The organism is Pseudomonas sp. MIL9, from assembly GCF_016887925.1.
GTDB lineage: Bacteria > Pseudomonadota > Gammaproteobacteria > Pseudomonadales > Pseudomonadaceae > Aquipseudomonas > Aquipseudomonas mohnii.
The window spans coordinates 109257-122969 of sequence record NZ_JAFEHE010000009.1; the positions used below are offsets into that span (position 1 = coordinate 109257).

Annotated in this window: 11 protein-coding genes; 8 read left to right on the forward strand and 3 right to left on the reverse strand. The window is 59.9% G+C overall.

From position 1 onward, the window contains the following. Position 1: 1 nt before the first annotated feature. The 7 genes from JQF37_RS12350 (at position 2) to JQF37_RS12380 (ending at position 8427) form a co-directional block, all read left to right on the forward strand. A complete protein-coding gene (locus tag JQF37_RS12350) occupies positions 2-1360 on the forward strand; it encodes a glutamine synthetase family protein (protein WP_130205756.1) in 1359 nt (452 codons plus the stop codon). Between the two features lie 61 nt (positions 1361-1421). Next, positions 1422-2786, forward strand: a complete 1365-nt coding sequence (locus tag JQF37_RS12355) for an aspartate aminotransferase family protein (RefSeq protein ID WP_130205758.1) — start codon at positions 1422-1424, stop codon at positions 2784-2786. Positions 2787-2954: 168 nt separating this feature from the next. Then, a complete protein-coding gene (locus tag JQF37_RS12360; protein WP_130205760.1) occupies positions 2955-4067 on the forward strand; it encodes a polyamine ABC transporter substrate-binding protein in 1113 nt (370 codons plus the stop codon). A gap of 242 nt (positions 4068-4309) precedes the next feature. Then, on the forward strand, positions 4310-5407 hold the full coding sequence (locus JQF37_RS12365) for a polyamine ABC transporter substrate-binding protein (RefSeq protein WP_130205764.1): 1098 nt from the start codon (positions 4310-4312) through the stop codon (positions 5405-5407). 73 nt (positions 5408-5480) lie between these two features. After that, entirely contained in the window at positions 5481-6623 is a 1143-nt protein-coding gene (potA, locus tag JQF37_RS12370) for a polyamine ABC transporter ATP-binding protein (RefSeq protein WP_130205766.1), read from the forward strand. A 35-nt stretch (positions 6624-6658) separates the two neighbouring features. Further along, positions 6659-7540 carry an ABC transporter permease subunit gene (locus JQF37_RS12375; protein ID WP_189340347.1) on the forward strand — a complete coding sequence of 294 codons (882 nt, stop codon included), beginning with the start codon at positions 6659-6661 and terminating at the stop codon, positions 7538-7540. Further along, positions 7537-8427 carry an ABC transporter permease subunit gene (locus tag JQF37_RS12380; protein WP_047534698.1) on the forward strand — a complete coding sequence of 297 codons (891 nt, stop codon included), beginning with the start codon at positions 7537-7539 and terminating at the stop codon, positions 8425-8427. The genes JQF37_RS12375 and JQF37_RS12380 overlap by 4 nt, the downstream gene beginning before the upstream one ends. Positions 8428-8568: 141 nt before the next feature. Here the strand turns inward: JQF37_RS12380 and JQF37_RS12385 are convergent, their stop codons facing one another. Then, positions 8569-9210 carry an HD domain-containing protein gene (locus JQF37_RS12385; protein ID WP_130205770.1) on the reverse strand — a complete coding sequence of 214 codons (642 nt, stop codon included), beginning with the start codon at positions 9208-9210 and terminating at the stop codon, positions 8569-8571. A gap of 306 nt (positions 9211-9516) precedes the next feature. On the opposite strand from JQF37_RS12385, the gene JQF37_RS12390 reads away from it, so the two are divergent. Next, the gene (locus JQF37_RS12390; protein ID WP_130205772.1) at positions 9517-10482 is read left to right on the forward strand and encodes a helix-turn-helix domain-containing protein; all 966 of its coding nucleotides are present in this window, start codon (positions 9517-9519) and stop codon (positions 10480-10482) included. A 125-nt stretch (positions 10483-10607) separates the two neighbouring features. On the opposite strand, the gene JQF37_RS12395 is transcribed toward JQF37_RS12390, so the two are convergent. Further along, complete coding sequence (locus tag JQF37_RS12395; protein WP_130205774.1) at positions 10608-13019, reverse strand: penicillin acylase family protein; 2412 nt, start codon at positions 13017-13019, stop codon at positions 10608-10610. A gap of 112 nt (positions 13020-13131) precedes the next feature. Next, entirely contained in the window at positions 13132-13713 is a 582-nt protein-coding gene (locus JQF37_RS12400) for a DUF6436 domain-containing protein (RefSeq protein WP_130205776.1), read from the reverse strand.

Sequence of the window (13713 nt, forward strand, 5' to 3'; positions counted from 1 at the left end):
TATGAGTAACAACCTCGACCAGCTCACCGATTGGTTGAAAGACCACAAGATCACAGAAGTCGAATGCATGATCGCCGACTTGACCGGAATCACCCGGGGCAAGATTTCGCCGACCAACAAATTCATCGCCGAAAAGGGCATGCGCCTGCCAGAGAGCGTGCTGCTGCAGACCGTGACCGGCGATTACGTCGAAGACGACATCTATTACGAGCTGCTCGACCCGGCCGACATCGACATGATCTGCCGTCCCGACCAGAGCGCGGTATACCTGGTGCCTTGGGCCATCGAGCCCACCGCCATCGTCATTCACGACACCTACGACAAGCAAGGCAACCCGATCGAGCTGTCGCCGCGCAACGTGCTGAAAAAAGTCCTGAAACTCTATGCCGACAAGGGCTGGCAGCCGATTGTGGCGCCGGAAATGGAGTTCTACCTGACCAAGCGCAGCGATGACCCGGATTACCCGCTGCAGCCGCCGATCGGCCGTTCCGGGCGCCCTGAAACCGGTCGCCAATCGTTTTCCATTGAAGCGGCCAACGAATTCGATCCGCTGTTCGAAGACGTCTACGACTGGTGTGAACTGCAGGAGCTGGACCTCGACACGCTGATCCACGAGGACGGCACGGCGCAGATGGAAATCAACTTCCGTCACGGCGATGCCCTGTCCCTGGCCGACCAGATCCTGGTGTTCAAGCGCACCATGCGCGAGGCCGCGCTCAAGCACAACGTGGCGGCGACCTTCATGGCCAAGCCCATGACCGGCGAGCCCGGCAGTGCCATGCACTTGCACCAGAGCATCATCGACATCGAAACCGGCAAGAACATCTTCTCCAATGAAGACGGGACCATGAGCCAGCTGTTCCTGCACCACATCGGTGGCTTGCAGAAACTCATTCCCGAGCTGTTGCCGCTGTTTGCGCCCAACGTCAATTCGTTCCGCCGTTTCCTGCCGGATACCTCGGCACCGGTAAACGTGGAGTGGGGCGAAGAAAACCGCACAGTGGGCCTGCGGGTTCCGGATGCCGGGCCGCAAAACCGTCGGGTGGAAAACCGCCTGCCGGGCGCCGATGCGAACCCGTACCTGGCGATTGCCGCGAGCCTGCTCTGCGGTTACATCGGCATGGTCGAAGGACTGAACCCGAGTGCGCCGGTCGTGGGCCGTGGCTATGAACGCCGTAACCTGCGCCTGCCACTGACCATCGAAGATGCGCTGGAACGCATGGAAAACAGCGCGACCATCGAGAAGTACCTGGGCAAAAATTTCATTACTGGCTACGTGGCGGTCAAGCGGGCCGAGCATGAAAACTTCAAGCGCGTGATCAGTTCGTGGGAACGGGAGTTCCTGCTTTTTGCCGTCTGACACGCCGGGCGTCCGTTGTCGCCAGACGGCGCCTCCACCTGATTTTCTTTAGGAGATTGGTATGACCAGCAACAACCCGCAAACCCGTGAATGGCAAGCCCTGAGCAACGATCACCACCTGGCCCCGTTCAGCGACTTCAAGCAGTTGAAAGAGAAAGGCCCACGGATCATCACCAACGCCAAGGGCGTTTACCTGTGGGACAGCGAAGGCAACAAGATTCTCGATGGTATGGCTGGCCTGTGGTGCGTGGCCATCGGTTACGGTCGCGATGAACTGGCCGATGCCGCCAGCAAACAAATGCGCGAACTGCCGTACTACAACCTGTTCTTCCAGACCGCTCACCCACCGGTGCTGGAGCTGGCCAAAGCCATCGCCGACATCGCGCCTGAAGGCATGAACCATGTGTTCTTCACCGGTTCCGGCTCCGAAGGCAACGACACCATGCTGCGCATGGTTCGTCACTATTGGGCGATCAAGGGCCAGCCGAAGAAGAAAGTCATCATCAGCCGCAAGAACGGCTATCACGGTTCCACCGTGGCCGGCGCGAGCCTGGGCGGCATGACTTACATGCATGAACAAGGCGACTTGCCGATCCCGGGCATCGTCCACATCGCCCAGCCGTACTGGTTCGGCGAAGGCGGTGACATGACGCCGGAAGAGTTCGGTGTCTGGGCCGCCAATCAGCTGGAAGAGAAGATTCTGGAAATCGGCGTCGACAACGTGGGCGCCTTTATTGCCGAGCCGATCCAGGGCGCCGGCGGCGTGATCATTCCGCCAGACACCTACTGGCCGCGCATCAAGGAAATCCTCGCCAAGTACGACATCCTGTTCGTGGCTGACGAAGTGATCTGTGGTTTCGGTCGTACCGGTGAGTGGTTCGGTTCCGACTTCTACGGCCTCAAGCCCGACATGATGACCATCGCCAAAGGCCTGACTTCCGGCTACATCCCTATGGGTGGCCTGATCGTGCGTGACGAAGTGGTGGCGGTGCTCAATGAAGGCGGCGATTTCAACCATGGCTTCACCTACTCCGGGCACCCGGTGGCGGCTGCGGTGGCACTGGAAAACATCCGCATCATGCGCGAAGAAAAAATTATCGAGCGCGTGCACAACGAAACGGCACCGTATTTGCAGAAACGTCTGCGGGAACTGAACGATCACCCATTGGTGGGCGAAGTTCGCGGGGTAGGTCTGTTGGGGGCTATCGAGTTGGTGCAGGACAAGGCCACTCGCAAGCGTTACGAAGGCAAGGGCGTCGGCATGATCTGCCGGCAGTTCTGCTTCGATAACGGCCTGATCATGCGCGCCGTGGGCGACACCATGATCATCGCGCCACCCCTGGTGATTACACTGGCGGAAATCGATGAGTTGGTGACCAAGGCACGCAAGTGCCTGGACCTGACCCTCAGTGCATTGCAGGGCTAAGTGCTAGGCTCTGAGCGGGAGTATGAAACTTTCGCTCGGCACAGTCATAAGAGGCGGCCTTTTGTTGAAAGACCGCCTCGGATCTTGCCAGACTAGCCGCGGTTCCAGTTGCCCGGGTTCGGCCGCTGAACATAGTGGTTCAAAAGAGAAAAATTTGGAGCATCACGCATGAAGGCATTAGGCAAAAAGTTTGCTGGCAAGACTCTTCTCGCCATGTCCCTGATGGGCATTATGGCGGGCGCGGTTCAGGCGGACGACAAGGTGTTGCACGTCTATAACTGGTCCGACTACATCGCTCCGGACACGATCAAGAAGTTTGAAGACGAGTCGGGTATCAAAGTTGTCTACGACGTCTTCGACAGTAACGAAACCCTCGAAGCCAAGTTGCTGGCCGGCAAGTCCGGTTACGACATCGTCGTTCCGTCGAACAATTTCCTGGCCAAGCAGATCAAGGCCGGCGTTTACCAGAAGCTGGACAAGTCCAAGCTGCCAAACTGGAAAAACCTGAACACCGACCTGCTCAAGGCCGTATCGGTCAGCGACCCGGGCAACGAACACGCCTTCCCGTACATGTGGGGTTCGATCGGTATCGGTTTCAACGCCGAGAAGGTCAAGGCTGCACTGGGTGCCGACGCACCGACCGATTCCTGGGACCTGATCTTCAAGCCTGAGAACGCCGCCAAGTTGAAGTCGTGCGGTATCAGCCTGCTCGATTCGCCAACCGAGATGATTCCGGTGGCGCTGCACTACCTGGGCCTGCCAACCGACAGCCAGAAGAAAGAAGACATCGACAAGGCTGAAGCGCTGATCATGAAGGTTCGTCCTTCGATCGCTTATTTCCACTCTTCCAAGTACATCTCCGACCTGGCCAACGGCAACATCTGCGTGGCCGTGGGTTACTCGGGCGACATCTACCAGGCCAAGTCCCGCGCGGCTGAAGCCGGCGACAAGGTGAAAGTCAGCTACAACATTCCGAAAGAAGGTGCGGGCAGCTTCTACGACATGGTCGCCATCCCTAAAGATGCCGAAAACGTCGAAGGCGCCTACAAGTTCATGACCTTCCTGCAGAAGCCGGAAATCATGGCTGAAATCACCAACGCCGTGCGTTTCCCGAACGGTAACGCGGCTGCCACGCCACTGGTGGATAAAGACATCACCAGCGATCCAGGCATCTACCCGCCAGCGGACGTGCTGGCCAAGCTGTACGCGATTGCCGACTTGCCGGCCGCGACCCAGCGGATCCTGACTCGCAGCTGGACCAAGATCAAATCCGGTAAGTAACAAGTAAACCTTGTGGAAGCGAGCTTGCTCGCGATGAGCCTGAGAGCACCGCGGGGTGTCAGGCACCCCGCGTCATCGTTGACGACCATCGCGAGCCGGCTCGCTCCTGCAAGTATCTGCATAAAAGTTTTGCTGGAACGGTTTTTCGAGGGTAAGTTGCGCGCCGGTTTTGTTGCCAGGCAGCCATGGCTGTCATGTAACGCGGGGCAACTTGGGCCCAACTAATTTTAGAGGACCTCCACTTGCCTATTTTTTCTTTGTTGCGCAATGCCATGCTGGTTGCTGCCGGGTTGACGCTTGCCGTCAATGTTCAGGCCGCCGGCACCGTGCATATTTATAACTGGTCGGACTACATCGGTCAGACCACCCTGGCAGACTTTCAGAAAGAGACCGGCATCAAGCCGGTCTATGACGTCTTCGACTCCAACGAAACCCTGGAAGGCAAGTTGCTGGCCGGGCATACCGGGTATGACGTGGTCGTGCCTTCCAACCACTTCCTCGGCAAGCAGATCAAGGCCGGTGCTTTCCAGAAGCTCGACAAATCGCAGTTGCCGAACTATTCGAACCTCGACCCGGCGCTGCTCAAGCGCCTGGAGCAGAACGACCCGGGCAACCAGTATGCCGTGCCGTATCTGTGGGGCACCAACGGCATCGGTTACAACGTCGACAAAATCAAGGAAGTGTTAGGCGTCGACAAGATCGATTCCTGGAGCGTGTTGTTTGAGCCGCAGAACATCAAGAAACTGCAAAAATGCGGTGTGGCGTTCCTCGACTCCGCTGATGAAATGATGCCCACGGTCCTCAACTATATGGGCTTGAACGCCAACAGCACCGACCCCAAGGACTACGAAAAAGCGACCGCCAAGTTGCTGGCCGTGCGGCCTTACGTGACTTACTTCAACTCTTCCAAATACATCTCGGACCTGGCCAATGGCGATATCTGCATCGCCGTCGGATTCTCCGGCGATATTTTCCAGGCCCGCACCCGCGCCGAAGAAGCCAAGAAAGGCATCAACATCGCCTACACCATTCCGAAAGAAGGTGGCGCGCTCTGGTTCGACATGCTGGCGATTCCGAAGGACTCGGCCAACGTCAAAGAGGCCCATGCCTTCATCAACTATTTGCTGAAGCCTGAGGTGATCGCCCAGGTCAGTGATTACGTCGGCTATGCCAACCCTAATCCGGGGGCGGACAAACTGATGGAACAATCCATTCGCACCGACGAAGCGGTTTATCCACCGCAAACCGTGCTCGACAAGACCTACGTGTCCATCGAGTTACCACCGAAGATTCAGCGTTTGATGACCCGCAGCTGGACCACGGTCAAGTCGGGTAAATAGCTTCAAGGCTCAAACTATCCAAGGTTGGCTCACCTTGAGCGAACTGCACTCTTTTTTTCTGGGAGTTTCGTAAATGGCAGTTGCCTCCGGCGCCTATAAGAAAGCCCTCGAGGGCGACCAATCACCTAAAGAGGTGTTGGTCAAAATCGACCGGGTCACGAAGAAGTTCGACGAGACGATTGCCGTGGACGACGTGTCCCTGGAAATCAAGAAAGGCGAAATCTTCGCCCTGCTCGGCGGTTCGGGATCGGGCAAATCCACCTTGCTGCGCATGCTCGCAGGTTTCGAGCGTCCAACCGAAGGGCGGATCTTCCTCGATGGCGTAGACATCACCGATATGCCGCCGTACGAGCGGCCGATCAACATGATGTTCCAGTCCTACGCCTTGTTCCCGCACATGACCGTGGCGCAGAACATTGCCTTCGGCCTCAAGCAGGACAAGCTGCCGGCCGCGGAAATCGATGCGCGCGTGGCCGACATGCTCAAGCTGGTGCAGATGAGCCAGTACGCCAAGCGCAAACCGCATCAGCTGTCCGGTGGTCAGCGTCAGCGTGTGGCCCTGGCCCGCTCCCTGGCCAAGCGGCCGAAGCTGCTGCTGCTCGACGAACCGATGGGTGCACTGGACAAGAAGCTGCGTTCGCAAATGCAGCTGGAGCTGGTCGAGATCATCGAGCGCGTCGGCGTAACCTGCGTCATGGTGACCCACGACCAGGAAGAGGCCATGACCATGGCCGAGCGCATCGCGATCATGCACCTGGGCTGGATCGCCCAGATCGGCAGCCCGATCGACATCTACGAAACCCCGACCAGCCGCCTGGTCTGCGAATTCATCGGCAACGTCAACATCTTCGACGGTGAAGTGATCGATGACGCCGAAGGCCACGCGACCATCACCTGCAAGGACCTGGATCGCCAGATCTATGTCGGCCACGGCATCAGCACCTCGGTGCAAGACAAGTCCGTGACCTACGCGATCCGCCCGGAAAAACTGCTCGTGACCCCGACCATGCCGACCTGCGAATACAACTGGTCCAGCGGCAAGGTGCACGACATCGCCTACCTCGGCGGTCACTCGGTGTTCTACGTCGAGCTGCCGAGCGGCAAGATCGTCCAGTCGTTCGTCGCCAACGCCGAGCGCCGTGGCCAGCGGCCGACCTGGGGTGATCAGGTTTACGTTTGGTGGGAAGATGACAGCGGCGTGGTGCTTCGCTCATGAACATGCGCAAATTCAAACGCCGCCTCAATCGAATAATTCCCGGTGGCCGTCAGTTGGTCATCGGGGTTCCTTTCATCTGGCTGTTCCTGTTCTTCATGTTGCCGTTCTTCATCGTCCTGAAGATCAGCTTCGCCGAAGCCGACGTGGCCATTCCGCCGTACACCGAGATCTACAGCTACGCCGAGCAGAAGCTGCAGGTGCTGTTGAACCTGGGCAACTACGCGATGCTGGGCGACGACGAGCTGTACATCGCCGCCTACCTCGGCTCGTTGAAGATGGCGCTGATCAGCACCATCCTCTGTCTGCTGATCGGCTACCCGATGGCCTACGCCATCGCCAGTGCCCGCAAAGAGCTGCAAACGGTGCTGGTGCTGCTGATCATGATGCCGACCTGGACCGCGATCCTGATCCGCGTGTATGCGTGGATGGGGATCCTCAGCAACAACGGTCTGCTCAACGGTTTCCTGATGACAATGGGCTGGATCGACGAGCCGCTGCAGATCCTCAATACCAACCTGGCGGTCTACATCGGCGTGGTTTATTCGTACCTGCCGTTCATGATCCTGCCGCTCTACGCCAACCTGGTGAAGCACGACAACAGCCTGCTGGAAGCCGCTTCCGACCTCGGTTCGAGCACCTTCAACAGCTTCTGGAAGATCACGATCCCGCTGTCGAAAAACGGCATCGTCGCCGGCTGCATGCTGGTGTTCATCCCGGTGGTGGGTGAGTTCGTTATCCCGGAACTGCTCGGCGGTCCGGAAACCCTGATGATCGGTAAAGTGCTCTGGCAAGAATTCTTCAACAACCGTGACTGGCCGGTGGCGTCTGCCCTGGCGGTGGTGATGCTGGCGATCCTGATTGTGCCGATCATCCTGTTCAACCGCAGTCAGGCCAAGGAAATGGAGGGTAAAGAATGAAGCGCTTCCGTTTCTCCAGCCTGATGCTGGTACTGGGTCTGCTGTTCATTTATGCGCCGATGCTGATCCTGGTGATCTACTCGTTCAACGCCTCGAAACTGGTGACGGTGTGGGGCGGCTGGTCGATCAAGTGGTACGTCGGTCTGCTCGACAACACCCAGCTGATGGGCTCGGTGGTGCGCTCGCTGGAAATCGCCTGCTACACGGCGGTGGCGGCGGTGGCACTGGGCACACTGGCGGCATTCGTCCTGACCCGTATCACCCACTTCAAGGGGCGTACCCTGTTCGGCGGCCTGGTGACCGCGCCGCTGGTCATGCCCGAGGTGATCACCGGTCTGTCGCTGTTGCTGCTGTTCGTGGCCATGGCGCAGATGATCGGCTGGCCGCAGGAACGCGGCATCGTCACCATCTGGATCGCTCACACCACGTTCTGTGCGGCGTATGTGGCGGTGGTGGTCTCGGCGCGTTTGCGTGAGCTGGACCTGTCCATCGAAGAGGCCGCCATGGACCTCGGCGCACGGCCGTGGAAGGTGTTCTTCCTGATCACCATCCCGATGATCGCGCCATCCCTGGGTGCGGGCGGCATGATGTCCTTCGCCCTGTCCCTGGATGACCTGGTGTTGGCGAGCTTCGTGTCGGGGCCGGGTTCCACCACCCTGCCGATGGAAGTGTTCTCGGCGGTGCGCCTGGGCGTGAAGCCGGAGATCAACGCCGTGGCCAGTCTGATTCTGCTGGCGGTGTCGCTGATGACGTTCCTGGTCTGGTTCTTCAGCCGACGCGCAGAAGAAGCGCGCAAGCGTGCGATCCAGCAGGCCATCGAAGAAAGCGCGGCCGATTCGTGGAAGCAACCGGACGTGCGTCGTGCGCAGGCACCGGAAGCGGCTTGAGCTTGATGTGGGGTTGGCCACCATTTCGTGGCTGACCCTGATCCACTGTAGGAGCGAGCCTGCTCGCGATGGACTCCCAGTCGACATCTTCGTTGACTGACACTCCTTCGCGAGCAAGCTCGCTCCCACAGTTTTTTGCGGTCAGGCAACCCAGGGAGATTTGCGGATGACCTCGACAAAGTTCATCGGTTTGAACCCCGGCTCCTGATCCATCAACACATCCGTCTTCACGTTGCCGAACGTGGTCTGCGGACGATGGCGCAAGCCGTCGGCAAAGGCGCAGATGATGCATTCCTTGAACCCTTCACCCCGTGGATGCGCATGCACCACGGCTTCGCGCTGCGCGGTGGGAAACGCTGCGTAGTCCATCCCCAGCACGTCCATCTCGACACCGGCGGTCACCAGCGCGACGGTTGGCCGCAAATGTTGGGGCACGCCGGGGGTGGTGTGCAGGGCGATCGACAACCAGACTTGCTCGATATCGTCATCGCTGAGCCCGTAGGGCTTGAGGAACGCGGCCGCCGCATTGGCGCCATCGACTTCGAAGCGCTCGTTGTCGCTGCGGTAGCCTTCCACCAGGCCGAGGTCATGGAACATCGCGCCGACGTACAACAGCTCAGGGTTGTAGGCCAGTTGCTTGCGCTCGCCGCTTAGCGCGCCAAACAGAAACACCCGGCGCGAGTGGTGGTAGAGCAGGTCTGATTCGATGTCGCGGATGTATTCGGTGGTGGCTCTGGCCAACGCGCTGTCGGGGATTTTGATACCGGCAATGGTGGTGCTCATGGGAGTTCCCTCGTGATGAACGCCGTGACGGCGCTGAGGGTTTCAGTCTGTTCGTCCACCCCCAAACCGGACAATCGATCCATGGCTGCGATCACGGCCAATGAGCGTGCATATCGCGCCAACCTCGCTTGTTGAGTGTGGATTGGCTAAGTTTGCACACAGCCCCTGTAGGAGCGAGCCTGCTCGCGATGGACGTCAACGATGACGCGGGCTGTCTGGATAAACACAGCGCCCTCACGTCCATCGCGAGCGGGCTCGCTCCTACAGGCATCGGTGTGATCCGATCCATAAAAGGCAATTCACGTCATGAGTAAAACCGTTGCCATCGTGGTGTTCGCCGGCGTGCAGTCGCTGGACGTCACCGGTCCCATGGACGTGTTTTCCGAAGCCAATCGATTTCTCGCCCCCGAGGATCACTATCAGCTGGAAGTGATTGGCGTCGAGCGCGGTGCGATGGCGTGCTCCAACGGCCTGTCACTCAACGCCCACCGACATTTCAGCGAAGCATTGCTAGCCTGCGACTTGCTGCTGGTGGCGGGTGGACCTCAGTTGCCGTTCACGGATTTCGGTGCGGCATTCAATGCCTGGCTGCATGAGGCCTGTGGCCGGGCGCAACGTTTTGGCTCGATCTGCAATGGTGCATTCATGCTCGCCCGGGCGGGTTTGCTGGAGGGGCGCACCGTGACCACGCATTGGAATGATGCCGCCGCGTTGGCGGCGCTTTGCCCGACCACTCGGGTCGAAGCCGATCGCTTGTACGTGCAGGATGACGAGCTCTACACCTCGGCCGGCGTCACGGCGGGGATCGACTTGTCGTTGTACCTGCTGGGTCGCGACCATGGGCCGGAAGTGGCGTTGAGCGTGGCCAAACGACTGGTGGTGTTCACCCAGCGCTCGGGCGGCCAGTCACAGTTCAGCCCGTTCCTGACACCCCACGCCGAACCGACTTCGGCAGTGGCGATGGTTCAGCACTACGTGCTGGCCAACCTGACCGGCGACCTGACCATCGCCGATCTGGCCAACGCCGCCAACATGAGTGCGCGCAACTTTTCCCGAGTGTTCGCCAGAGAAGCGAAAATCACCCCGGCCGAATTCGTCGAGCGGGCCAGGGTGGACGCGGCGCGAGTGATGCTGGAAAGCACGGGTGCGCCGCTCAAGACCGTGGCCTATCAATGCGGCTTCCGCGATGCCCAGCACATGCGCAGTGTGTTCAACCGCAGGCTGGGGGTGACGCCGCAACAGTTCAGGCTGAACTTTGCGGCGATGGTTTGAGTCAGGAATTGCGTTGTTCTCGCGGGCCTCATCGCTAGCAGGCTAGCTCCCACAATGGATCTGCGTGCACCGGATCAATGTGGGAGCGAGCCTGCTCGCGATGAGGCCAGTCCAGCCAAAAAGATTTACTGAGCGCCCCGCGCCGGCAACAGCTTCAACGTACTGCGCGTATTGGCTGTCACCTCTTCATCATTGAGATGCGCCTGGTAGTAAACCCCTTCGATATACGCCTCGGCCTGATCGTCATAGTGACGGTCGAACAGTACGCCGCTCTGGCCGACCGGGTTGACGGTCAGGCTGTGAGCCGGGTCGGCGAAGTCGATCAGGCGTCGGGTCGACGGGCCATAAGTCACCGGCCAGGGTGCCGGACCGATCCTGGCCGACAGGTTATTCGGCACTTCATGACTGCCGGGGGCGGCGAAGGGGCCGATATTGAAGAGGCGGTCCAGCGGCTTTTGCTGCCCCAACGGATGACCATGGGTCAGCGTATGGGCCTTGCCCCACTGCCATTGCGCGAAGTCCGGACCGAGGGTGGTCTTGAGGTGGGCGATGCTGGCCCGCCACGCAGCCTTGACGGTATCGGCGCGGGTTTCCTTGCCAAGCGTGTTGCGATTGTCCCACCAGGGTGAGTCGGGGCTGGCGGCCAGGCGTGGTAGCGCGGCGTCGATCACGCGGGTCGAAAGCAGTGTTTCGAAGAAGTCGTTGCCCAATTCATCGTGCATCGTCGCGTCAGCCAGATTGAACAGGAACTGGTTGAACAGCGTGGCACTGGTGGATTCCAGCGGGTAGTCGCCCTTCCACTGGGCCAGTTGCTCCACCAGTTTGAGTTCGGCCGGGTCGCTGACCACCGAACGCAACACCGGCAGCAATGGCGCCAGGAGGCGAGGGCCGTAGGCGGTGGTGGTGCCCAGTTGCAGCTTCTGGCTGGATTCCAGGTCCCACTTGATGCCCTTGTCGCTGAGCTGCTGATTGAGCTGCTGACCACGGTCGGCGAGGTTGTAATAACCGGGAATCTCCATACCCGTCGGTGACACTGGCTGGAAGTTGGCCGAGACGATGTAGCCCCGCGCCGGATTCTCTTCCTGCGGGTTGGCGCTGAAGGGATAGAAACCGTCCTTGTCAGCATCAGCGGTGCTGCCGTCGAGGATAAAGCCGGGGCGCACACCCGCGGGGCGCTTGGGTAGCTGTGCGGCGGCCCACCAGCCGATGTCACCCTTGGCGTTGGCCCAGACGATGTTCAGGCCGGGTGCCTGGACCTTGGCGGCAGCGCTGCGGGCCTTGGCCAGGGTGTCGGCGCGATTGAGCTGATAGAAGCCCTCGAGGATCGGGTTCTGGCTTTCGAGAAAACCCCACCACATGGCGATCGGCGTCTTGCCCACACCGCTGCCCAGCGCATCGTTGACGATCGGGCCGTGGGGCGACTGGCGCAATACCAGTGTGACCGGTGCCTGACCCTTGACCGCGATTTGTTGTTCGCTGGTCACCATGTCCACCCATTTGCCGCGATACCAGACCTGGTTGGGGTTATCCGGATTGACCTTCTCGGCAATCAGGTCGAGGTCATCGTTCTGGAACATGGTGATGCTCCAGCCGAAGTCACGGTTCATGCCCAGCGAGGCGAAGGGCATCAACGCCTGATAGTGGCCGTAGAGTTCGAAACCCGGCGCCGAGAGTTGCGCTTCGTACCACACCGACGGTGCGGAAAAACGGATATGCGGGTCACCTGCCAGCAGCGGTTTGCCACTTTTGGTTCGGCTGCCGGCGACGACCCAGGCGTTGCTGCCTTCGAATTGCGGCAGGCCATTGTCGGCCAGCGCCTGTTCGCTGAGGCGGGCGAGGGCGTTCAGGTCTTTCCAGTCAGTACTGGCCAGCGACAGCGCCGTGCCGTTGTGACGCTTCGCCAATACGCCTTTGGGCTGCCAGTCGAGATCGAAAATGTTCAGGTAGTCGGCGCCCAACTGATCGCGCACGTAGGTCAGCAGGGGTTCGGTGCGAAACGCCGCGGCAAAACTGTAGGCCATGTAACCGGCGATGCTGATGGTGTCCCGGGCCGTGAACGGCCGCTTGGGGATGCCCAGTACGTCGAACTCCACGGGTTTCGCGTGAGTGTCCTGATACTGGTTGATGCCATCCAGATAGGCCTGCATGGCGATGAAAGCGGGGGATTGTTTGTCCAGGTTCGCGAGGTAGGTTTCGGCGCGCTCGCGAATGCGCAGGCTGCGCATCAACTTGTCAGTGTCGAGCAGTTTTGGCCCCAGCACTTCAGCCAGCTCGCCACGGGCCAGGCGACGCAGGATTTCCATCTGGAACAGCCGGTCCTGGGCATGGACGTAGCCGAGGGCGCGGTAAAGATCGGATTCGTTTTCGGCGCGGATGTGCGGGATGCCACGTTCGTCGTAGCGCACGGTGACCGAACCTTGCAGGTGTTGCAGTTCCACCATGCCCTGGCGTGACGGCTGCTTGCTGTAGACGTACCAGCCGGATCCAGCGGCAAGCACGACGATCAGCAAACCGAGTGCGGTCAGGCTACGTTTCATGGTGTCTCCTTGTTGTCATGTATGAACAGCGATTCCCAGGCGCCACTGTTTAACATGGCAGGCCGGTTTGGCCCATCGCCCGTAGGAGGGGTTCGTATGGCCCTGCGTTTCCCTACTTTGCGGTATCGACGCGCCAGGGGCAGTAACAACCCACCGCGAGCGTGTGCGTGGCACTCACTTCACGACCTTCGTTCAGTGCTTGCAGAATCGGTTCGATAAAGCTGTTGCTCGAGTTGCAGGTCAGGCCCTCGCTGTAGGGGCCGAAATACGCCAGTTTGCCGCTGCGATCCCAGATCGCCACGGCCGGGCTGGCAGGGATTTGCTCGGCACCGGGCAAAACCTCGATGCTTTTCAGGCGGCTCAAGGTGTCGGGTAGCTGGCCATGGCTGCCGGGCTTTTGAACCGCAAAAAACTCCACCCCCTGCGGTACGTAGCGCTCGACCAGTTCGATCAGGTGTTGTTGATTGCCGACGTTGCACGGACAGGACGGGTCCCAGAAATGCACCAGGCGGATGGCGCCAGGGCCGGCGAGGTCAGCGGGAAGGCGCAGCGGATCACCGGAGAACAAGGCGGTGTGATCGCTGAACGCACGCAGGTAACGCCCCTGAAACCAGTCGTAAGCAGCCCACAGCACCCCGGCACACACGAGCGCTAGCAGGGTGACAAACAGGGTGGCGCGGACGGGCGAGCGCAT

Coding starts and splice junctions, on each gene's coding strand:
- JQF37_RS12350 (WP_130205756.1), top strand. CDS start 2: ATGAGTAACAACCTCGACCAGCTCACCGATTGGTTGAAAGACCACAAG.
- JQF37_RS12355 (WP_130205758.1), top strand. CDS start 1,422: ATGACCAGCAACAACCCGCAAACCCGTGAATGGCAAGCCCTGAGCAAC.
- JQF37_RS12360 (WP_130205760.1), top strand. CDS start 2,955: ATGAAGGCATTAGGCAAAAAGTTTGCTGGCAAGACTCTTCTCGCCATG.
- potA (WP_130205766.1), top strand. CDS start 5,481: ATGGCAGTTGCCTCCGGCGCCTATAAGAAAGCCCTCGAGGGCGACCAA.
- JQF37_RS12380 (WP_047534698.1), top strand. CDS start 7,537: ATGAAGCGCTTCCGTTTCTCCAGCCTGATGCTGGTACTGGGTCTGCTG.
- JQF37_RS12385 (WP_130205770.1), bottom strand. CDS start 9,210: ATGAGCACCACCATTGCCGGTATCAAAATCCCCGACAGCGCGTTGGCC.
- JQF37_RS12390 (WP_130205772.1), top strand. CDS start 9,517: ATGAGTAAAACCGTTGCCATCGTGGTGTTCGCCGGCGTGCAGTCGCTG.
- JQF37_RS12395 (WP_130205774.1), bottom strand. CDS start 13,019: ATGAAACGTAGCCTGACCGCACTCGGTTTGCTGATCGTCGTGCTTGCC.
- JQF37_RS12400 (WP_130205776.1), bottom strand. CDS start 13,713: ATGCGCTCGCCCGTCCGCGCCACCCTGTTTGTCACCCTGCTAGCGCTC.